General features: G+C 63.4%; 19 protein-coding genes. 2 read left to right on the top strand and 17 right to left on the bottom strand.

All coding sequences use genetic code 11. The annotated features are described in order from the left end of the window. Positions 1–11: 11 nt before the first annotated feature. The 5 genes from HNP49_RS08025 to ppc form a co-directional block, all read right to left on the bottom strand. Positions 12–869, bottom strand: coding sequence for a DUF72 domain-containing protein (locus HNP49_RS08025; protein WP_184682166.1), 858 nt, complete (start codon positions 867–869; stop codon positions 12–14). Continuing rightward, positions 869–1,210 carry a hypothetical protein gene (locus HNP49_RS08030; protein WP_184682168.1) on the bottom strand — a complete coding sequence of 114 codons (342 nt, stop codon included), beginning with the start codon at positions 1,208–1,210 and terminating at the stop codon, positions 869–871. Before HNP49_RS08030 ends, HNP49_RS08025 begins: the two co-directional genes overlap by 1 nt. 93 nt (positions 1,211–1,303) lie before the next feature. Further along, the gene (tsaB, locus tag HNP49_RS08035) at positions 1,304–1,987 is read right to left on the bottom strand and encodes a tRNA (adenosine(37)-N6)-threonylcarbamoyltransferase complex dimerization subunit type 1 TsaB (protein WP_184682174.1); all 684 of its coding nucleotides are present in this window, start codon (positions 1,985–1,987) and stop codon (positions 1,304–1,306) included. A gap of 140 nt (positions 1,988–2,127) precedes the next feature. Beyond that, positions 2,128–2,775, bottom strand: a complete 648-nt coding sequence (adk, locus tag HNP49_RS08040) for an adenylate kinase (protein ID WP_184682176.1) — start codon at positions 2,773–2,775, stop codon at positions 2,128–2,130. Positions 2,776–2,938: 163 nt separating this feature from the next. Next, positions 2,939–5,575, bottom strand: coding sequence for a phosphoenolpyruvate carboxylase (gene ppc, locus HNP49_RS08045; protein WP_184682178.1), 2,637 nt, complete (start codon positions 5,573–5,575; stop codon positions 2,939–2,941). A 139-nt stretch (positions 5,576–5,714) separates the two neighbouring features. Between ppc and HNP49_RS08050 the strand changes: the two genes are divergently transcribed. After that, positions 5,715–6,047 (top strand): pilin assembly protein, encoded by a 333-nt coding sequence (locus tag HNP49_RS08050; protein ID WP_184682180.1) that lies wholly within the window; start codon positions 5,715–5,717, stop codon positions 6,045–6,047. A gap of 148 nt (positions 6,048–6,195) precedes the next feature. Here the strand turns inward: HNP49_RS08050 and HNP49_RS08055 are convergent, their stop codons facing one another. The 9 genes from HNP49_RS08055 to prfB form a co-directional block, all read right to left on the bottom strand. Continuing rightward, a complete protein-coding gene (locus HNP49_RS08055) occupies positions 6,196–6,525 on the bottom strand; it encodes a hypothetical protein (RefSeq protein WP_184682181.1) in 330 nt (109 codons plus the stop codon). A 28-nt stretch (positions 6,526–6,553) separates the two neighbouring features. Beyond that, positions 6,554–7,429, bottom strand: a complete 876-nt coding sequence (locus HNP49_RS08060) for an alpha/beta hydrolase (RefSeq protein ID WP_184682183.1) — start codon at positions 7,427–7,429, stop codon at positions 6,554–6,556. After that, on the bottom strand, positions 7,429–8,175 hold the full coding sequence (locus tag HNP49_RS08065; RefSeq protein ID WP_184682184.1) for a TIGR00266 family protein: 747 nt from the start codon (positions 8,173–8,175) through the stop codon (positions 7,429–7,431). The genes HNP49_RS08060 and HNP49_RS08065 overlap by 1 nt, the downstream gene beginning before the upstream one ends. 47 nt (positions 8,176–8,222) lie before the next feature. After that, positions 8,223–8,621 (bottom strand): GFA family protein, encoded by a 399-nt coding sequence (locus tag HNP49_RS08070; protein ID WP_184682185.1) that lies wholly within the window; start codon positions 8,619–8,621, stop codon positions 8,223–8,225. Between the two features lie 25 nt (positions 8,622–8,646). Next, positions 8,647–9,936 carry a flavohemoglobin expression-modulating QEGLA motif protein gene (locus HNP49_RS08075; RefSeq protein WP_184682186.1) on the bottom strand — a complete coding sequence of 430 codons (1,290 nt, stop codon included), beginning with the start codon at positions 9,934–9,936 and terminating at the stop codon, positions 8,647–8,649. A 7-nt stretch (positions 9,937–9,943) separates the two neighbouring features. Further along, complete coding sequence (locus tag HNP49_RS08080) at positions 9,944–10,495, bottom strand: hypothetical protein (RefSeq protein ID WP_184682187.1); 552 nt, start codon at positions 10,493–10,495, stop codon at positions 9,944–9,946. 102 nt (positions 10,496–10,597) lie between these two features. Next, positions 10,598–11,302 (bottom strand): TetR/AcrR family transcriptional regulator, encoded by a 705-nt coding sequence (locus HNP49_RS08085; RefSeq protein ID WP_184682531.1) that lies wholly within the window; start codon positions 11,300–11,302, stop codon positions 10,598–10,600. 150 nt (positions 11,303–11,452) lie between these two features. After that, on the bottom strand, positions 11,453–12,955 hold the full coding sequence (gene lysS / locus HNP49_RS08090; protein WP_184682188.1) for a lysine--tRNA ligase: 1,503 nt from the start codon (positions 12,953–12,955) through the stop codon (positions 11,453–11,455). Between the two features lie 78 nt (positions 12,956–13,033). Then, positions 13,034–14,129, bottom strand: a protein-coding gene (gene prfB / locus HNP49_RS08095; RefSeq protein WP_184682189.1) for a peptide chain release factor 2 whose coding sequence is annotated in 2 segments (ribosomal slippage) — positions 13,034–14,056 and positions 14,058–14,129 — 1,095 coding nt in all. Because the reading frame shifts where the segments join, the coding sequence is not laid out codon by codon here. Between the two features lie 274 nt (positions 14,130–14,403). On the opposite strand from prfB, the gene HNP49_RS08100 reads away from it, so the two are divergent. Beyond that, the gene (locus HNP49_RS08100) at positions 14,404–15,102 is read left to right on the top strand and encodes a transglutaminase-like cysteine peptidase (RefSeq protein ID WP_184682190.1); all 699 of its coding nucleotides are present in this window, start codon (positions 14,404–14,406) and stop codon (positions 15,100–15,102) included. Positions 15,103–15,164: 62 nt separating this feature from the next. On the opposite strand, the gene HNP49_RS08105 is transcribed toward HNP49_RS08100, so the two are convergent. The 3 genes from HNP49_RS08105 to HNP49_RS08115 form a co-directional block, all read right to left on the bottom strand. Beyond that, positions 15,165–15,758 carry a PEP-CTERM sorting domain-containing protein gene (locus tag HNP49_RS08105; RefSeq protein WP_184682192.1) on the bottom strand — a complete coding sequence of 198 codons (594 nt, stop codon included), beginning with the start codon at positions 15,756–15,758 and terminating at the stop codon, positions 15,165–15,167. A 219-nt stretch (positions 15,759–15,977) separates the two neighbouring features. Continuing rightward, positions 15,978–17,693 carry a single-stranded-DNA-specific exonuclease RecJ gene (gene recJ, locus HNP49_RS08110; RefSeq protein ID WP_184682194.1) on the bottom strand — a complete coding sequence of 572 codons (1,716 nt, stop codon included), beginning with the start codon at positions 17,691–17,693 and terminating at the stop codon, positions 15,978–15,980. Between the two features lie 77 nt (positions 17,694–17,770). Continuing rightward, entirely contained in the window at positions 17,771–18,310 is a 540-nt protein-coding gene (locus HNP49_RS08115; RefSeq protein WP_184682196.1) for a YaeQ family protein, read from the bottom strand. Positions 18,311–18,392 lie beyond the last annotated feature (82 nt).

Genomic DNA, 18,392 nt, shown 5'->3' on the forward strand with positions numbered 1-18,392 from the left:
TCAGCAGCCTGTTAAAGCAGCGCCAGCTGATCCCGCCGCGCACCTGGCAGCTCGGGCAAATCCACCAGGCCCGGCAAGCGCTGCTGGAGTTGCCGATGAAACAGGCAGGCCAGTTCCGGCGCACGGTGATTATCCGGCGTATGCAGGAATACGTGAGGCCATTTGCCCGCCTCTATCCACTGCGCGACCTTGTCCAGCCAGGGCTGCAGAAACGGCAGATTGGCCTCCAGCAGCGGATGGCCGATGAAGCGCAACTGGGGGAATTCGCTGAATGCCGCAGGGCGCAATGGCAGGCGCGGTTTCTTGCCCTGGGCATGGCGAATGGCCGGGCTGTCATCGGTGCAGCTGAACAATGCCCGAGAATCCAGACAGATACGCTCCACCCCGCGCTCCAGCAGCAGCCGGTTGAGCGCCCGCTCGGCCTCACCTCGATCGAAGAACTGCGCATGGCGCACCTCGACCGCCACCGTTCGGTCAGCCAGCTGCTCCAGCAGCCACGCCAGCTCGGTCAAACGTGAAGGACCGAAGCTGGCCGGCAGTTGCAGCCACAGTGGCGCCACCCGCGAGCCCAGTGGCGCGAGCAGCTGCAGGAAGTCGGCAAGGGCTGCGCCCTGCTCAAACAGACTGGAACTGTGACTGATTTCGCGGGGCAGCTTGGCGCAGAAATGAAAGTGCGCAGGCATCTGCTCGGCCCAGCGTGCCAGAGTGGCCGGCGCTGGCCGAGCATAGAAGGTGGTGTTGCCCTCGACCGCATTGAAGACCTGAGAGTAGGTCGCCAGGCTCGCCGCTGCCGGCATGTCGGCGGGATACAGCGAGCCGCGCCAGGCGGCCTCGCTCCACGACGGGCAGCCAAGAAAATACGGCAGCATCAGGCGTACAGATCGAGTCCGAGCACTTCCGGCGCATCGGTATCGCGTACCAGATTGGCGGTGCTGGTGTAGCTGGCCAGCGCCTGCCCTACCCGGCCGCCAACCGGCTGCTGGTAAGCATAAGCCTGGCTGCGCGCGGGCAGGTTCTCACTGCCGGCATTGCTGGCCTGCACCTTGCGCGGCTGCGGTTGCGCCTCGAAGCCCTGGCTTGCAGATGGACTGGCCGGTACCTCGCCGCGCTGCTCCAGCTCACGCTGGCTTTCGCGCAGGGCCGTGCTCGCCGCCCCGGGACGGGGACTGCGTTCGGCGCTGTAGCCTTGCAGTGGCGAGTCGATACGCATGATGGAGAACAACAACCTCGGGCTGGTCAGGAAAATCTAGTCAAGGCACGCACGGCTGACAATCGGCAGATGACAGCCGGCCCCAAAAGGCTCTCAACGCGGCGCCTTGGGCGTGGCTACGTTATCACGCAGATAGATCGGCTGGGCCTGCTCAGCCGCCACCGCCTCACCACGCGACCAGGCCGGCAGGGCCAGGGTCAGCAAATCCTCGGCATGCGGCAGCAGGTCCGGCGCCTGCCCGGCCAGCCCCTGCGGCAGACGACTGGCAAAGGTGCCCCAGCCGGTGCCGGCGGCAAACCAGTCTGCCGGCAAGGCCTGAGGCGGCAGCTCGGCGCGCTCGGGAGACAGTACCGCCTCGCTGCCGCACAGGCGCATCTCTCCCTCGTCCAGGGAGTAGCAGCCCCAGTACACCTCATCCATCCGCGCGTCGATGGCCACCGCCACACGCTCGGCACCCTGCTCGCGTCGCGCCCGCTGGGCCAGCACGGCCAGGTCGGAAATCAGCAGCACCGGACGCTCCAGGGCAAAGGCCAGGCCCTGAACCACACCGATGGCAATGCGTACGCCGGTGAAGGCTCCCGGCCCACGGCCGAAGGCGATGCCATCCAGCGCGCTCAGGGCGACGCCGGCCTCACCCAGCAATTGCTGGATCATCGGCAGCAGGCGCTGGGCATGCAGGCGTGGAATCACCTCGTAATGGCTGTACACGCGGCCGTCATGCAGCAGGGCAACGGAGCAGGCTTCGGTGGCGGTATCCAGGGCCAGCAGCGTGGTCATGTCAGAGTGCTCATATCAGTGGGCTGGGCAGGCAAAGGCGGCGATTTTAACCCGGCAAGCCGGCTGTTTGGCGGGATTATCCGCCACACGGAAACGCCAACGGCCCGCAAGCGGGCCGTTGGCTGAAGACACAGGCTAACTCAGCTGAGCGCGGCCAGTACCTTGGCGGTGATTTCTTCCACCGAACCCACGCCTTCCACCTTGCTGCACTTGGGCGAGCCAGTGGCCGCGGACAGCTTGGAGTAGAAATCAACCAGTGGCTTGGTCTGCTCGTGATAGAGGGCCAGGCGCTTGCGCACGGTTTCTTCGCTGTCGTCCGGACGCTGGATCAGCTCTTCGCCAGTCTCGTCATCCTTGCCAGCCACTTTCGGTGCGTTGTGGATGACGTGGTAGACACGACCAGAGGCTTCGTGAACGCGGCGGCCGGAGATGCGCTGGACGATCTCCTCGTCTTCCACGGCGATTTCCAGCACGGCGTCAAGCGCCACGCCAGCCTGCTGCAGGGCTTCGGCCTGGGGAATGGTGCGCGGGAAACCGTCGAACAGGAAACCGTTGGCGCAATCCGGCTGAGTCAGACGTTCCTTGATCAGGGCAATGATCAGGTCATCGGAAACCAGACCACCGCTGGCCATCACGTCCTTGACCTGCAGGCCCAGCGGAGTGCCGGCCTTGACCGCCGCGCGCAGCATGTCGCCAGTGGAAATCTGCGGAATGCCGAACTTCTCGGTAATGAAGCGAGCCTGGGTACCTTTGCCGGCACCGGGCGCCCCGAGCAGGATCACGCGCATGGTCTAACTCCTCAAGCTGGTGTAAATCGGGGTGAGATTCGCCGCGGCGGGCCAATCTGCGGAAATAGGTTCAGCCCTGCATGTCGCATTGCTGAAAAAAGGTGACCACCATACACAGCACCCGGTGGCCAGACAAGCAGCCGAAAGTCGCATCTGTGCCAGCCTAGCCGGTATTGCGCAGGCCTGCCGCAATGCCCGCCACCGAGACCAGCAACGCCTGCTCCAGCGCCGCCGGCTCTGTGCCGGAGAAGCCTCTGGAACGGGCCAGAAGCTCGACTTGCAGCAGATGCAGCGGGTCCAGATAGGCATCGCGCACACTGATCGATTCACGGGTCTCGGGACTGTGCGAGAGCAGCTGCGACTGAGCAGTCAGCCCCAGCACCACGGCCACCGACTGCGACAATAAGTCGCGAAGATGTTGCCCCAGCGGTCGCAGTTCATCACTGACCAGTCGCTGGTCGTACAGGCTGGCGATGCCGGCGTCGGCCTTGGCCAGCACCATCTCCAGCATATCGATGCGGGTACGGAAGAACGGCCAGTGCGCGCGCATCTCCCCCAGCAGCGCCTGTTCGCCACGCGCCAGCGCCTGTTGCAACGCCGTTTCCCAGCCCAGCCACGCCGGCAGCATCAGGCGCGTCTGGGTCCAGGCGAAGATCCACGGAATCGCCCGCAGGCTTTCCACGCCCCCCTCGCGGCGCTTGGCAGGCCGACTGCCCAGCGGCAGGCGACCCAACTCCTGCTCCGGGGTGGCCTGACGGAAATACTCGACGAACTGCGGATGCTCACGCACTACCGCGCGGTAAGCCGTGACGCCATCGGCCGCCAGGCGGTCCATGGTTTCACGCCAGGCCGGCTGTGGTGCCGGAGGCGGCAGCAGCGTCGCCTCGAGCACGGCCGCCAGGTACAGGTTGAGGTTCTGCTCGGCCAGAGCCGGCAGGCCGAACTTGAAGCGAATCATCTCGCCCTGCTCGGTGGTGCGGAAACGCCCGGCCACCGAGCCCGGCGGCTGCGACAGAATCGCCGCGTGCGCTGGCGCACCGCCACGGCCGATGGTGCCGCCCCGGCCATGAAACAGCAGCAGCTCGATGCCCTCGGCGGCGCAGATGGCCACCAGACGTTCCTGCGCCCGGTACTGAGCCCAGGCCGCGGCCGTGGTGCCGGCATCCTTGGCCGAATCGGAATAGCCGATCATGACCTCCTGCGGCCCCTGCAGACGGGCGCGATAACCCGGCAATGCCAAGAGCTGCATCAGCGTCGGCGCGGCATTGTCCAGATCGGCCAGGGTCTCGAACAGCGGCACCACCCGCAGCGAGCGCTGTACGCCGGCCTCTTTGAGCAGCAGTTGCACCGCCAGCACATCGGAAGCGGCACCGGCCATGGAGATAACGTACGAGCCGATGCTGGCCGCCGGCGCCTGCGCCACCACCCGACAGGTGGCCAGCACTTCGGCGGTGTCCGCCGAGGGTCGATGGGACTGCGGCAACAGCGGCCTGCGGCTGTCCAGCTCGCGCTGGAGAAAGGCTACCCGCGTCGGCTCGTCCCACTCGGTGTAGTGTCCCAGCCCCAGGTAGTCGGTGATTTCGCCTAGGGCGGCGGCATGCCGACTGGAATCCTGGCGAATATCCAGGCGCAGCAGGAACAGGCCAAAGGTGGCGGCCCGGCGGATGGTATCGAGCAGATTGCCTTCGGCGATCACGCCTAGGCCGCACTCGTGCAGTGAGTGATAGCAAAGCTCCAGCGGCTCCAGCAGCTCGCGGTTGTCGCCCAGTACCAGCGGCCCCGGCGCCACCTCCTGCTCCAGCGCCTGTTCGGCCCAGCGTCGGGTCGCACGCAGACGCTCGCGCAGCTGCTTGAGCAGGCAGCGATAAGGTTCGTCGGACTCCTCGCTGCGTGCCAGCAGCTCCTTGCTCGCCGCCTGCATCGACAGATCAGCCGCCAGCTGTTCGATGTCACGCAGGTACAGGTCGGCCGCCATCCAGCGTGCCAGCAGCAGCACCTCACGGGTCACCACCGCCGTGACATTGGGGTTGCCGTCACGGTCACCGCCCATCCAGCTGGCAAAACGCACCGGTGCGGCAGACAGCGGCAAACGCAATCCGGTGGCGGCCTTCAGCTGTCCGTCGACATGGCGGAGAAAGGCCGGCAGCGCCTGCCACAACGAATGTTCGATCACCGCAAAGCCCCACTTGGCCTCGTCCACCGGTGTCGGGCGGCTGCGGCGAATCTCGTCGGTGTGCCAGGCCTCGGCAATCAGCCGACGCAGACGCTGGAGCAGCTGCTCACGCTCCTCGGGCAACAGATCGGCGTGATCCTTGTCCGCCAGGGCGGCGGCAATGCCATCGTATTTCTGGATCAATGTTCGCCGCGCCACCTCGGTGGGATGGGCGGTCAGCACCAGCTCGATATCCAGGCGAGCGAGCTGCCGGGCCAGGGCCTCAGCACTGTGCCCGCCCGCCAACAGGCGCTGCAGCAGCTCACCCAGCGCACGACTCGGAAAGGGCAGAGGGTCCTGCGCACGGCGGCGGCGAATGCTGTGGTGCTGCTCGGCGATATTGGCCAGGTTGAGGAACTGACCGAAGGCCCGGGCCACCGGCAGCAGTTCGTCCTCGTCCAGAGCGGCCAGGCTGCTGTGCAGTTGCTCGCTACCCTCGCTCGAACCACGCCGGGCAGCCTTGGCGCCCTTGCGGATGCGCTCGATCTCGGCCACGAACTCGGCACCGAACTGGCTCGCAATGGCCTCACCGAGCAACTCGCCCAACAGGTGCACATCCTCGCGCAAGCGTGGATCGATTTCCGCCATGAGTCATCACCTCGCTGATAACGACAAGCCAGCACGCTGGTCAGTCCGCCCGCCTGTCGCCATCCGGCGAACTAGGCTGGTAATACAGCCCCGCGCAAACAAGCAGCCTGCGCTGAGAAAGGCCTGTATCGAGGTATATATGAAGATTCGCGAACTTGCCCGGCACTGGCAGAGCCATGCCACCGAACAACTGGCACCCACACGCTATCAGCTGCGCCTGGACCCGGAGGCCAGTGCGCGCCTGGCGGCACTGACGGAGATGTATCCGCTGCGCAGCGCCGAGGAACTGCTGGGCGAACTGGTCGGGGCGGCACTGGAAGAGCTGGCGGCGAGCTTCCCCTACGTCAAGGGCAGCCAGGTGATTGCCACTGATGAACAGGGCGACCCGCAATACGAGGACATTGGCGCCACCCCGCGCTTTCTCGCGCTGACCCACAAGCATCGACAGGCCATGCGCGAGAAGGGTGGCTAGCAGGCCGTTGAAAACCGTTGGCGAGGCCGCCAGCGCAAGGCAAAAATAGGCGAAAAAGCGCAGTTTACGAGTGGTAAATGAGCATTTTTAGCCTGTTTTTAACGCCGCGATGGCAACGCAGGTAGTTTTTCAACAGCCTGCGAGTCGATCAGGGCTTGACCTGTTGCGGCACTTCCTGCCCGGCACAACGCACGGCCTGCTTGCGGTTATCCACCAGCACGCCGGAAAGGCCCTTCTGCTCGGTATCGAACAGCACCAGCACGCCATCGATGCACTGGGCGACCTGCTTGGCCGGCTTCAGGGACAGCTTGTAGTCCTCGCCCGGAATGCTCTTGAGCATGGTGAAATCGGCCAGCAGCAGGGCGTCCTCTTCCTTGGCGAAATGCACATAGCCGTAGTACCAGAGGGTCAGCACGGTCACCGCAATGGTGCCGAGGCCGGTGAGGATCAGGGGGATGACATCGCGTTCTTGGCTCATGGCGTTCTTACTGACTAAAGGTTCAGGACTAGGGATTCTCGGGAGCGGGCGCTTCCGCCAGACGCCGCAGGCCGGTAAAACCCTGCGGATCATCGAGAAAGCGCAGCAGCACTTCACGCCACACGGGTTCGTTGAAGGTCTGCACATGCTCGCCACGGGTCGGCTGCAGCACCCGCGGCGGAGGCGCAGCCTGATACAGCTGAACGCCGTTGGCAAGAGGCACCACCTGGTCATCCAGGCTGTGGTAGATCAGCTTGGGTAACCCCTGCAGGCGCGGCATGGCCTGCAGGGCGCTGTCATCGTCCGGCACCAGGGCCGCCAGCGGCACCTGCAGCGGCCAGGTCAGCCAGCTGCCTGCCAGCAAGTGCCGGGCCACGCCCCGGTAACTGGCCGGTACGCCATCGAGCACCAGCGCCTGAACCTGAGCCCGACGCTGCGGATGCTCCGTCAGGTAATGGCTGGCTAGGGCGCCGCCCAGACTCTGCCCGAGCACCACCAGCGGCTTGCCCTGCACGTCGGGCTCCTGCTCAAGCCAGGCAAAAGCGGCTTCGATATCCTCGTACACCGCCGGCAGGCTTGGCTCACCAGCGGACAGACCATAGCCGCGGTAATCCAGCAGCAGCACCTGATAGCCCTGCTCCGGCAGCCAGTAACTGCCCACCAGATGCCAGGCCAGATTGCCGCCGTTGCCATGCAGGTGCAGCACCGTGCCCTTCACCGCCACGCCGGCCTTGGCCGGCAGCCACCAGGCATGCAGGCGAGTGCCGTCGGTGGCCGTCAGCGAGATATCGCGATAGGCCAGGCCCACCTTGGCAGGTGTGATGGGCAGGCCCGGCTGAGGGTAGAACAACAGGCTGCTGCAGCCCTGAACGAACAGCAGCACAGCCAGAAAAAGCGCGCGCATTACTGGCCGCCGGCGCGGACTTCCTCGCGCGCCTTGACGGTGGCGTCGTAGATGCGCTCGGCCAGGCGCGAGAACGGCAGGCTCTGAATCCACACCGTACCGGTGCCCTTGAGCGTGGCCAGGAGGATGCCCTCGCCGCCGAACAGCATGCTCTTGAGGCCACCCGCCAGGCCGATGTCGTAGTCGATGCCGCTGGTGAAGGCCACCAGGCAGCCGGTATCCAGGCGCAGGGTCTCGCTGTTCAGCTCCTTGCGGATCACCGTCCCGCCGGCATGAACGAAGGCCAGGCCATCGCCTTCCAGCTTCTGCAGGATGAAACCTTCACCACCGAAGAAACCAGCACCGATACGCTTGTTGAAACTGATGCCGATCTGCGTGCCATAGGCGGCGCAGAGAAACGCATCCTTCTGGCAGATCAGCGAGCCTCCGACCTCGCTGAGCATGACCGGCACCACGCTGCCGGGATAAGGCGCAGCGAAACCGACCCGTGCCTGGCCCTGGCCGGCATTGCTGAAGTGAGTCATGAACAGCGATTCACCGGTCATAAGGCGCTTGCCCATGCCCCACAGCTTGCCCAGCACCCCGCCCTCGGAACCATCGCCCATTCGCGTCTCGAAACGGATGCCCTCGGTCATGTAATTCATCACGCCGGCCTCGGCGATCACCGTCTCGCCCGGATCGAGAATAATTTCCACGGTCTGCGCCGAGGCGCCGAGAATTTCGTAATCGAGTTGATGGCTGGGCATAGGCTCTCCTGATGACGACGCAGGTGGTTTTTAACAGTCGGCTAGTGTTACGGCATGCTGGCGGCATAGTGCGGCACGCCGTCATCCTCCTGCCACCAGTTGGCTCGGGACTCACAGTAGATGTGCGCACCGATCTGCGTCGGCAAGTCACCCAGCAAGGAGCCGGCCCGCAGACGCAAGACTCCCGGCAAATTGTCCTTGCGACTGAACAGCGGTGAGCCACAAACCCGACAGAACACCCGCAGCTTGCCCGGCGAAGACTCATAGGCCTGGAACAGCTCCTGTCCTGACAACCACTGCACCTGCGCTTCACTGACCGGAATATTGGTGGCAAACGGGCCACCCTGAGCCTGCCGGCATTGGCCGCAATGACAGACCTGGATCGGCGGCAACTCGCCACTCACATTGAAGGTGACGCCACCACACAGACAACGGCCGCGCTGCATATCAACTCCTTGAAGAGCGAGTACCTCAGAGGATATTGGCGTAGTCCGCTTCGATGCGATCCAGGCTGAGGTGGTTGAGGAAGTTGGAGAAGCACATCCAGGCCGACAGAGCGTTGAGATCGCGGAACTGCGGCGGCAGGTACTTGGGCGGCGCCACCAGCCCCTCGTCGACCAGCTGGCGCAGGGTGCGCATGTCTTCCAGGGTGGTCTTGCCGCAGAACAGCAGGGGAATCTGCTCCAGCTTGCCCTTGCGCACCGCCAGCTGGATGTAGTTGTAGATCAGGATGAAACCCTTGAGGTAGGACAGGTCCTTGGTGAATGGCAGCCCGTTTGGCAGCGATCCACGGAAGGCACGACTGGCATTGCTGTAGCTGTCTTCCAGGGTGAAGCCCTGCTCGCGGTAGAACTCGTAGACCTGGAGGAAATCGGCGCCCTCCTCGGCCATGTGAATCGCACGAGTACGATTGGTCAGCTTGCGCAGGCGAGTCGGGTAGGAGGCAAAGGCAATCACCTCCATCAGGATTGCCAGGCCCTCCTGAGTCACCGTCGACGAAGGCGGGCCCTTGGCCAGGAAGGTGCAGATGGGCTGGCTCAGGCCATTGAGGGTGGTGCCGACATGCACCAGGCCTTCATGCACCTCCAGTGCGCGCACATCGCGCTCGTTGAACAGCGCGTCACTACGGATCTTGATGTAGTCGGCCCCTGCCGCCGCATCGGCGACGATGCCGTCGGACTCGAACACGCGGATGGTCTCGTCACCGAACACCCCGGCCAGCCGTGCCTGCAGCATTTCCACGGCCTGCGGGGCGGTGAGGGTCTTGGCTTCGTCCTTGAGGTCGCCACGGTTGGCGATATTGTTCAGATAGTCCGAGAGCATCAGCCCCAGATCGGCCAGGGTCGGATCGCCGGCATGGAAGGCATCCGAGGCCGCGCCGTAAAGCTCCTGGGAAATCAGGCCGAAATCCTCGGTGCCGCGCGCTTCGAGCATGCGGATCACCATGCGGTATTCCTTGCACATGCGCCGCATGATCTGGCCGACCGGGTTGAACTGGCCGAGCTGGCGGGTGATATCCCGCTCGATATTCTGGAACTCCAGCTTCTTGGCCGCCGAATCGAAGGCCAGTGGCCGGCCTTCGTAATAGGCGCGATCCACCGCCGGCATCTGCCGGCCCTTGCCCTGGATGAAGGCCTGGCGCACGCCGTCGTCCCACTTGATCGCATCCAGTACGCGGATCGGCGTCTGCGCCGCGACGATACGATCAGACAGCGCTCGAATGACCTGGTGGTAGTCCTCGCTGGCCTTGCGTCGGGTCATCGTCGTCTCACTCGACAGCGCGCTGGTAGCGCGCTACTTCGACAAACACATCGGAATTTGCCGGATCGTCCAGATACGCCAGCACCTGTTCCAGCGAACTGTTGATCAGCGCGCCGTCACCGTGCGGAGTGTCCACCACCTCGCCCTGCAGGCCACCGGCTTCCAGCTCCTGCAGGATGCGGTCGACATCGAGGTTGTACAGCACCAGCTCGCCGTCCTTGGTCAGCTCGAAACCAGCGATGGCAAAGTTGCCGCCCAGCACCTTGGGCAGGCCGGCCGAGAGATACCAGCGGCGCCCGTGATGGGCGACGGTAAAGCCATACTCTTCATGGCTCTTGAGGTTTTCCGGGCTGCCCACATACGCCAGCGCCTTGTACTGGTTGGTGCCGGCCCGGGTGATGTCGAGAAACAATTGTTCGCCCCACTCGTCGGTGCGCGTCCACTCGCCCAGCAACGGCATGGGGGCGGGCTCGTTGGCCGGAATCGGGTCCTTGAAGCTGACCAGGCAACCGCTCAGCAACAGGAAGGACAAGGCGACCAGTACACGCCAGGCTTTCATTACGCTCTCCTTGTGATGAAAACCGCCAGGCACCTGTGCACCCGGCAGCAGAAAACCGCACAACCTAGCCTGGACATGTAACAGAACAATGTCAGGCCGCCGTCAAAGCCCCATGACCAGGTACAGATAACGACGCAACTGCACACGCATGGCAGCCACATCCAGCTGTTCCACGCCGTCCAGCAGGCCCTGATATTCCATCTGCAGAATCAGCGCCGTCAACAGTCTGGCATCGCCCTCCGGCTCCACCGACCCGAGCACCGAGAAGAAGTGCGCGGCACCCTGGGAAAGAATCTGCCGGTGCGCCACCGCCAGTTCGCGCAAGCCCGGATTGAGCAAGGCCTCCTGGCGGAAGGCCTGCTCGGCCAGCAACTGCTCGCGGTTGTCCTGCAACTGCCGCTGTACATAGAGAATGGCCAGTTCGACCATCTCGTCGGTCACCGCCTGGCGCTCCTGGACGTCACGTTTGAGGCGCTCGGCCATACGCTGCAGCTCTTCCTCCATGCTGCCCCAGAACTCGGCCTGCCCCTCGGCGCTGCGCTCTACGAAGAGCGCGAAGGCGTCGGTGATCAGGTCATTGATGTCCTTGAAGTAATAAGTGGTTGCCGACAGCGGCACCTCAGCCTCGGCGGCCACAGCACGGTGCCGCACGGCACGCACGCCATCACGCACAATCAGGCGCAAGGCGGCTTCGAGGATGCTCTGGCGGCGCAGTTCGCTACCCTGCCGGCTGGCCTTGCGCCCCTGGTACTGGACACTTTCGGCGACCGCACTGGCCACCTGGGCCGCCGTCTCTGGCTGATTCATGGACTTGGGGGACACGAGAACCTCATTTGTACGTCAGTGCTAAGAGCTCAGCTTGTACCTCAACCCTAGCAAACAGTAACAACGCAGCTGTGTAAGCAGACATTTGCGGCAAGAAAAAGCCGCCCGAAGGCGGCTTCTGCACCAGCCGAATCAGACTTCCGGACGCATGTGCGGGAACAGGATCACGTCGCGGATCGACGGCGAATTGGTCAGCAGCATGACCAGACGGTCGATACCAATGCCCTCGCCAGCAGTCGGCGGCATGCCGTATTCCAGGGCACGGACGAAGTCAGCATCGAAGTGCATGGCTTCGTCGTCGCCGGCATCCTTGTCCGCCACCTGGGCGTGGAAGCGCTCGGCCTGGTCTTCGGCATCGTTCAGCTCGGAGTAGGCGTTGGCGATTTCACGGCCGCCAATGAACAGCTCGAAGCGGTCGGTGACGTTCGGGTTCTTGTCGTTGCGACGCGCCAGAGGCGACACCTCAAAGGGATACTCGGTGATGAAGTGCGGCTGCTCCAGCTTGTGCTCGACCAGCTCCTCGAAAATCATCACCTGCAGCTTGCCCAGGCCTTCATGGCCGAGCAGCTTGGCCCCAGCCTTCTTGGCGATGGCACGGGCCTTCTCGACATCGTTGAGGTCTTCGGCGGTGATGTCCGGGTTGTACTTGAGGATCGAGTCGAACACCGACAGGCGCGCAAAAGGCTCGCCGAAGTGGAATACCTTGTCGCCATAGGGCACATCGGTGGTGCCCAGCACGGTCTGAGCCAGTTCGCGGAACAGCTCCTCGGTCAGGTCCATGTTGTCTTCGTAGTCGGCATACGCCTGGTAGAACTCGAGCATGGTGAACTCGGGGTTGTGCCGGGTCGACACGCCCTCGTTGCGGAAGTTGCGGTTGATCTCGAAGACGCGCTCGAAACCACCGACCACCAGACGCTTGAGGTACAGCTCAGGGGCGATACGCAGGAACATCGGCATGTCCAGCGCATTGTGGTGAGTCTCGAACGGTTTGGCCGCGGCGCCACCGGGAATGGTCTGCAGCATCGGCGTTTCCACTTCGAGGAAATCGCGCTCGCGGAGGAACTGGCGAATATGGGCGATCACCTGGGAACGCACGCGGAAGGTCTCGCGAACCTCCTCGTTCATGATCAGGTCGACATAGCGCTGACGGTAGCGCTGCTCGGTATCGGTCAGGCCGTGGAACTTGTCCGGCAGCGGGCGCAGCGACTTGGTCAGCAGGCGCACGTTGGTCATTTCCACGTACAGATCGCCCTTGCCGGAACGGGCCAGGGTACCCTCGGCCGCGAGAATGTCGCCCAGGTCCCAGGTTTTCACCGCTTCCAGCGTCTCGGCCGGCAGCGTCTTGCGGTTGACGTAGACCTGAATGCGACCGGTCATGTCCTGCAGGACCATGAACGCGCCGCGGTTGAGCATCAGACGACCGGCAACCTTGACCGGAATGGCTGCAGCTTCCAGCTCTTCCTTGGTCTTGTCGGCATAGGTCTTCTGCAGGTCGGCGCAGTAGTTGTCACGACGGAAGTCATTGGGGAAGGCATTGCCCTGCTCACGCACGGCAGCAAGCTTTTCCTTGCGCTGGGCAATCAGCTTGTTCTCTTCCTCGTGGATCGCGTGCTCGTTCAGCGGTTGTTCGCTCATGGTGGTCTATCTGCCTGGCGTCAAAATCAGAAAAGTTACTAGCGGCAGCGGGTCAGTGCCCGCCACAGTGTGTGCGTATCACAGGCCCTGTTTCAGGCTGGCCTCGAGGTAGCCATCAAGGTCACCATCGAGCACCTTCTGGCAATCACTACGCTCGACGCCAGTACGCAGATCCTTGATGCGCGAGTCATCGAGCACGTAGGAACGGATCTGGTGCCCCCAGCCGATATCCGACTTGGTTTCCTCAAGCGCCTGGGCCGCCGCGTTGCGCTTCATCATCTCCAGCTCGTACAACTTGGCCCGCAGCATTTTCATGGCGGTGTCCTTGTTGGCGTGCTGGGAACGCTGGTTCTGGCAGCTCACTACGGTATTGGTCGGCACGTGGGTGATCCGCACGGCCGAGTCGGTGGTGTTGACGTGCTGACCACCGGCACCGGAGGAACGGTAGGTATCGATGCGCAGATCGGCCGGGTTGATCTCGATATCGATGTTGTCATCGATTTCCGGCGAGGCGAACACCGCGGAGAACGAGGTGTGGCGACGGTTACCGGAATCGAACGGGCTCTTGCGCACCAGGCGGTGCACGCCGATCTCGGTGCGCAACCAGCCAAAGGCGTATTCGCCGCGCACATGCACGGTGGCGCTCTTGATGCCGGCCACTTCGCCCTCGGACAGTTCGACGATCTCGGCGTCGAAGCCGCGCTTGTCGGCCCAGCGCAGGTACATGCGCAGCAGGATGTTGGCCCAGTCCTGAGCCTCGGTGCCGCCGGAGCCGGCCTGGATGTCCAGGTAGCAGTTGTTCTGATCCATCTCGCCGCTGAACATGCGGCGGAACTCCAGCTTCTCGAGAATTCCGCGCAGACGCTCGACTTCGGCGACGATGTCGTTGACCGCGCCCTCGTCGTTTTCTTCGGCAGCCATTTCCAGCAGGTCACGGGAGTCGGCCAGGCTGCCGGTAAGGTCGTCGATGGTTTCGACGATCAGCGCCAGCATCGCGCGCTCGCGACCCAGGCTCTGCGCGTATTCGGGCTTGTTCCAGACGCTGGCGTCTTCCAGCTCTCGGTTTACTTCGACCAGACGATCATGCTTGTGATCGTAGTCAAAGATACCCCCGAATGGTCTGGGTGCGCTCGGACAGGTCCTTGATGCTGTTGAGGATCGGATTGATTTCCATGGCGGGCAGCGCTCTCAGGCAAAACTTTGTGAAAAGCCCGCGAGTATACCGAAGTTGACCGCCCCTGGCAGCCGCAGCACATGCCCAGACGGCGCCTTGCGTCGCAAGGTCGCATGATTCTCAACCTCAGCCTCAAACAGCCCATGCCTTTTTGGCGAGTCGCGCACACTTCTTGCAAACAGCACTGGCGCCAAGGAACAAACTGCTAAAAATTTGACATGCAGGCCAACGCGCCTGGGTCGAGTCCCGACAAAACGATAACAGGGCCGCAGTCTTGACCGCACCGCATCACACATCCAAAACCGCTCAGCGTCTCCGCCACTGGCTGCCCCTGGCAGTTGCTATTGCCTGCGCGCTACCCAATGGCAGCGAACTGGCGCATGCCGACTATGGTCAGACCGATCTGGAACAATCGATCGCTGCGGGTCGCCTGGACAGCTGGCATAACCTGATCGAGCACGGCAGGCAGCTGGATGAGTCGCAGAAGCTGCAACAGGTCAATCGCTTCATCAACCGCGCACTGAGCTATGCCAGCGACCAGCAGGTGTGGCAGAGCAAGGATTACTGGGCTACGCCAAGCGAGGCACTGAGTCGCGGCCAGGGTGACTGCGAAGACTACGCCATCGCCAAGTTCTTTGGCCTGACCCAGATGGGCATCCCCAGCGAACGCCTGCGCCTGACTTACGTGAAAGACCTCAAGCACAACCAGGCGCACATGGTGCTGGCCTACTACGCCCCGGGCGCCAGTCAGCCGCAACTGCTGGACAGCCTGCAGGACAGCATCGAACCGGCCTCGGCCCGCCGCGACCTGCTACCGGTCTATGCCTTCAATGATCAGGGCATCTACCTGGCCAGTTCGCCCCAGCGCAAAGCCAAAAGTGATAGCAGCCAGATTGCCTTCTGGAGCGAAGTCCGCGAGCGCGCTCTGAGCGATGGCTCTCTGCGCGAAATCGCCCACTCCCCCGCTGGCTGAGCGAGAACCTGCCGCAAAGAAAAGCCCCGCAATTGCGGGGCTTTTCAGTCAACCGGAAAAGATCAGGCTGCGTTTTGCTTGCGACGACGCGCAAAGGCACCCAGCAGACCCAGACCGACCGCCAGCATGGCGTAAGTCTCCGGCTCCGGAACCGGGCTCAGCACTTCGTTGTAGGTGAAGTTATCCATGGCGAAGTGTGTGCCAGCCCCATTCAGGCCAGGAGCCGGAGTCCCGCCTGCGGTAGAGAAGGTCAGGCTATCAACGGTCCAGCCGAAAGATCTCCACAGCGGAGCATTGGTACTGACCAGGAAGGTCTCGCTCAGGGTCTGCACACCGCCCAGGAAACCATTGACAGTGATGCTCAGGCCGTTGTTCCAGGCACCAGTGAAATAGGCGCCATTGAACACGAAGCTGCTGAAGGACGCCAAGGAAGCAGAAGTACCATTAGCGTTATAAGCCACATAAGAACCGCTGACGGTTCCATTCTCATAGCCCGACTGGTCATAAACAGACCCTGTGCTATTGAGTGTGTAGAAATTGTTCCAGGAGAACCCCCCACCAAGTCCGCCGCCCTCAAAGTCGAGAACCGCAGCATTGGCCCCCACGGAAGCAGCCAAGGCAATGCCGGCGGCCAGAAGTTGCATGGTCTTTTTCATGAATCATTCCTTTGCACTGAGTTCGGATATCGCTAGCAGGCTTGCCGGCCTGCAGGCGTCGCTTTATTGGCACTCCCTACCACCCGCGCCTCGACGCAGCGCGAGAATAGACATCGCGCTTTACAAATTCAACCGAAACACCTTGAAATACGCGGCCCGCAGGGATTAATCCTACCCCTGAGCAACCCGTCAAAAAACCGTAATCCGCAAAAGACGCATTCAGCGTGGCGCAATATGGGCAATCAGCAACTGCACACTTTCCTGTCCGCGAAACTCGTTGAGATCGAGTTTGTAGGCCAGCTCGACCCAGCGCACCATCGGATTGGGCCATTGCTCGCGGTCGATATTGAACGCAATGCCATCCAGCGTCTGACTGCCGCATTCGGTCTTGAGCGTCAGTTTGAGGTGCTTGTCGCCGACCAGGCGCTGCTGAACGATCTGGAAAGCACCGTGGAACAGCGGCTCGGGGAAGTGCTGCCCCCAGGGCCCGGCGTGGCGCAGGGCGCGGGCCAGCTCCAGATTGAACTCCTCGACCGAGAGCTGACCATCAGACAGCAGCCGCCCGGCCAGATCCTCTTCCTGCAACTGGCGGCGCACCTCGGCATCGAAGGCTGCGGCAAAGGCGCCGAAGTGCTCCTGCGGCAACGACAGCCCCGCCGCCATGGCATGCCCGCCGAACTTGCTGATCAGGCCCGGATGACGGGCCGCCACTGCGTCCAGCGCATCGCGGATATGGAAACCGGCAATCGAGCGAGCCGAGCCCTTGAGCAGCCCATCCCCCGCATCGGCGAAGGCGATGGTCGGGCGGTGATAGCGCTCCTTGAGCCGCGAGGCGAGGATGCCGATCACCCCCTGGTGCCAGTCCGGCTCGAACAGGCACAGGCCGAACGGCAGGCTGTCCAGCGGCAGGTCCTTGAGCTGAGCCAAAGCTTCGCGCTGCATGCCCTGCTCAATGGCCTTGCGGTCCTGATTCAGTGCATCCAGCTGCTGGGCCATGTCGGCGGCCAGCGCCGCATCGTCGGTGAGCAGGCACTCGATACCCAGGCTCATGTCATCCAGGCGGCCCGCCGCGTTCAGCCGCGGGCCGAGAATAAAACCGAGATCAGTCGAGGAAATCCGTGCCGCCTGCTTGCCGGCGACCTCCAGGATGGCCTTCAGCCCCGGTCGGGCAAATCCCTTGCGAATACGCGCCAGACCCTGATGCACCAGAATACGGTTGTTGGCATCCAGCGGCACCACGTCGGCCACGCTGCCCAGCGCCACCAGATCCAGCAGCTCGGCGAGATTGGGCTCGGCCAGCCCGGTACGCGCAAACCAGTCCAGTTCACGCAGCCGCGCGCGCAGTGCCAGCAGCACGTAGAAGATCACCCCGACCCCGGCCAGCGACTTGCTGGGAAAATCGCAGCCAGGCTGGTTCGGATTGACGATGGCATCGGCCGCCGGCAACTCGGGGCCCGGCAGGTGGTGGTCGGTGACCAGCACCTTGAGCCCGGCCGCCTTGGCTGCCGCCACACCCTCGACACTGGAAATGCCGTTATCCACGGTGACCAGCAGATCCGGCTGGCGCTGCAGCGCCACGGCGACGATCTCCGGGGTCAGGCCGTAGCCATACTCGAAGCGGTTGGGCACCAGATAATCCACATGGGCCGCGCCCAGCATGCGCAGCCCCAGCACCCCGACCGAACTGGCGGTGGCGCCATCGGCGTCGAAGTCACCGACAAAGAGAATGCGCTGACGCTGCTCCAGCGCCTCGACCAGCAGCGCCACCGCAGCCTCGATGCCCTTGAGCTGGCGGTACGGAATCAGCCGGGCCAGGCCCTTGTCCAGCTCCTCCACCGATTGCACCCCACGGGCGGCATACAGGCGGGTCAGCAGTGGCGGCAGGTCGCCCAGCTGGGGCAAAGTGGCGGGCAAGGGGCGGTGTTCGATACGCATGGCAATCCGGGTCTTGAGCTGGCGAGGCAAATCAGGCGGCAGCTATAAGCCTGGCTGCCACGAAGGAACGACAAGGCTCAGCGCGCGCCGGCCAGCCACTCCAGACGAATCTCGTGCTGACCACGCTCGTCGGTCACGAACAGCTCACCATCACTGATCATCACGCTCCAGCTGATCGAGCGCGGCAGATCGCGGGCCAGATCAGCCAGGGCTTCCTGCTCGATACCGACCACATTGATGTTTTTCAGACTGCGTACGGTGTCGAGCACCTTGGTCTGCCACACCCGCAGGTTGCCGTAGGCCACCAGGCTGAACTTCTCGGTACGCCGCGAGCACCAGGTGATGCGCTCGGCATCCGGCTGACCGACTTCGATCCAGTGCAGCACGCGGTCATCCAGGCTTTTTTCCCACAGCGCCGGCTCGTCGACATCCGACAGGCCGCGACCGAACGCCAGTTGCTCGTGATAGAACAGGGCGTAAGCGATCAGGCGCACGGCCAGGCGCTCCTCGGTTTCCGACGGATGCTTGGCCACGGTGAAACGCAGGTTCTCGTAGATGCTGCGATCGATGTCAGTGAGGTTCAGTTCGACTTTATAAGGCGTGGCTTGCAGGGCCATGGGCAGACTTCTTGGCTGGCGAAAAAGGCCGCCAGTCTACCCGATAGGCCGCCTGCGGGTTAGAGTCGCGGCCATTGCCAGC

Origin of the sequence: Pseudomonas fluvialis (genome assembly GCF_014207935.1) — a bacterium.
GTDB classification, from domain to species: Bacteria; Pseudomonadota; Gammaproteobacteria; order Pseudomonadales; family Pseudomonadaceae; genus Aquipseudomonas; species Aquipseudomonas fluvialis_A.

Bases quoted from the DNA above. Each gene is read 5' to 3' on its own strand.
- HNP49_RS08025 (WP_184682166.1), bottom strand. From the start codon at position 869: ATGCTGCCGTATTTTCTTGGCTGCCCGTCGTGGAGCGAGGCCGCCTGG.
- HNP49_RS08030 (WP_184682168.1), bottom strand. From the start codon at position 1,210: ATGCGTATCGACTCGCCACTGCAAGGCTACAGCGCCGAACGCAGTCCC.
- tsaB (WP_184682174.1), bottom strand. From the start codon at position 1,987: ATGACCACGCTGCTGGCCCTGGATACCGCCACCGAAGCCTGCTCCGTT.
- adk (WP_184682176.1), bottom strand. From the start codon at position 2,775: ATGCGCGTGATCCTGCTCGGGGCGCCCGGTGCCGGCAAAGGTACCCAG.
- ppc (WP_184682178.1), bottom strand. From the start codon at position 5,575: ATGGCGGAAATCGATCCACGCTTGCGCGAGGATGTGCACCTGTTGGGC.
- HNP49_RS08050 (WP_184682180.1), top strand. From the start codon at position 5,715: ATGAAGATTCGCGAACTTGCCCGGCACTGGCAGAGCCATGCCACCGAA.
- HNP49_RS08055 (WP_184682181.1), bottom strand. From the start codon at position 6,525: ATGAGCCAAGAACGCGATGTCATCCCCCTGATCCTCACCGGCCTCGGC.
- HNP49_RS08060 (WP_184682183.1), bottom strand. From the start codon at position 7,429: ATGCGCGCGCTTTTTCTGGCTGTGCTGCTGTTCGTTCAGGGCTGCAGC.
- HNP49_RS08065 (WP_184682184.1), bottom strand. From the start codon at position 8,175: ATGCCCAGCCATCAACTCGATTACGAAATTCTCGGCGCCTCGGCGCAG.
- HNP49_RS08070 (WP_184682185.1), bottom strand. From the start codon at position 8,621: ATGCAGCGCGGCCGTTGTCTGTGTGGTGGCGTCACCTTCAATGTGAGT.
- HNP49_RS08075 (WP_184682186.1), bottom strand. From the start codon at position 9,936: ATGACCCGACGCAAGGCCAGCGAGGACTACCACCAGGTCATTCGAGCG.
- HNP49_RS08080 (WP_184682187.1), bottom strand. From the start codon at position 10,495: ATGAAAGCCTGGCGTGTACTGGTCGCCTTGTCCTTCCTGTTGCTGAGC.
- HNP49_RS08085 (WP_184682531.1), bottom strand. From the start codon at position 11,302: ATGAATCAGCCAGAGACGGCGGCCCAGGTGGCCAGTGCGGTCGCCGAA.
- lysS (WP_184682188.1), bottom strand. From the start codon at position 12,955: ATGAGCGAACAACCGCTGAACGAGCACGCGATCCACGAGGAAGAGAAC.
- HNP49_RS08105 (WP_184682192.1), bottom strand. From the start codon at position 15,758: ATGAAAAAGACCATGCAACTTCTGGCCGCCGGCATTGCCTTGGCTGCT.
- recJ (WP_184682194.1), bottom strand. From the start codon at position 17,693: ATGCGTATCGAACACCGCCCCTTGCCCGCCACTTTGCCCCAGCTGGGC.
- HNP49_RS08115 (WP_184682196.1), bottom strand. From the start codon at position 18,310: ATGGCCCTGCAAGCCACGCCTTATAAAGTCGAACTGAACCTCACTGAC.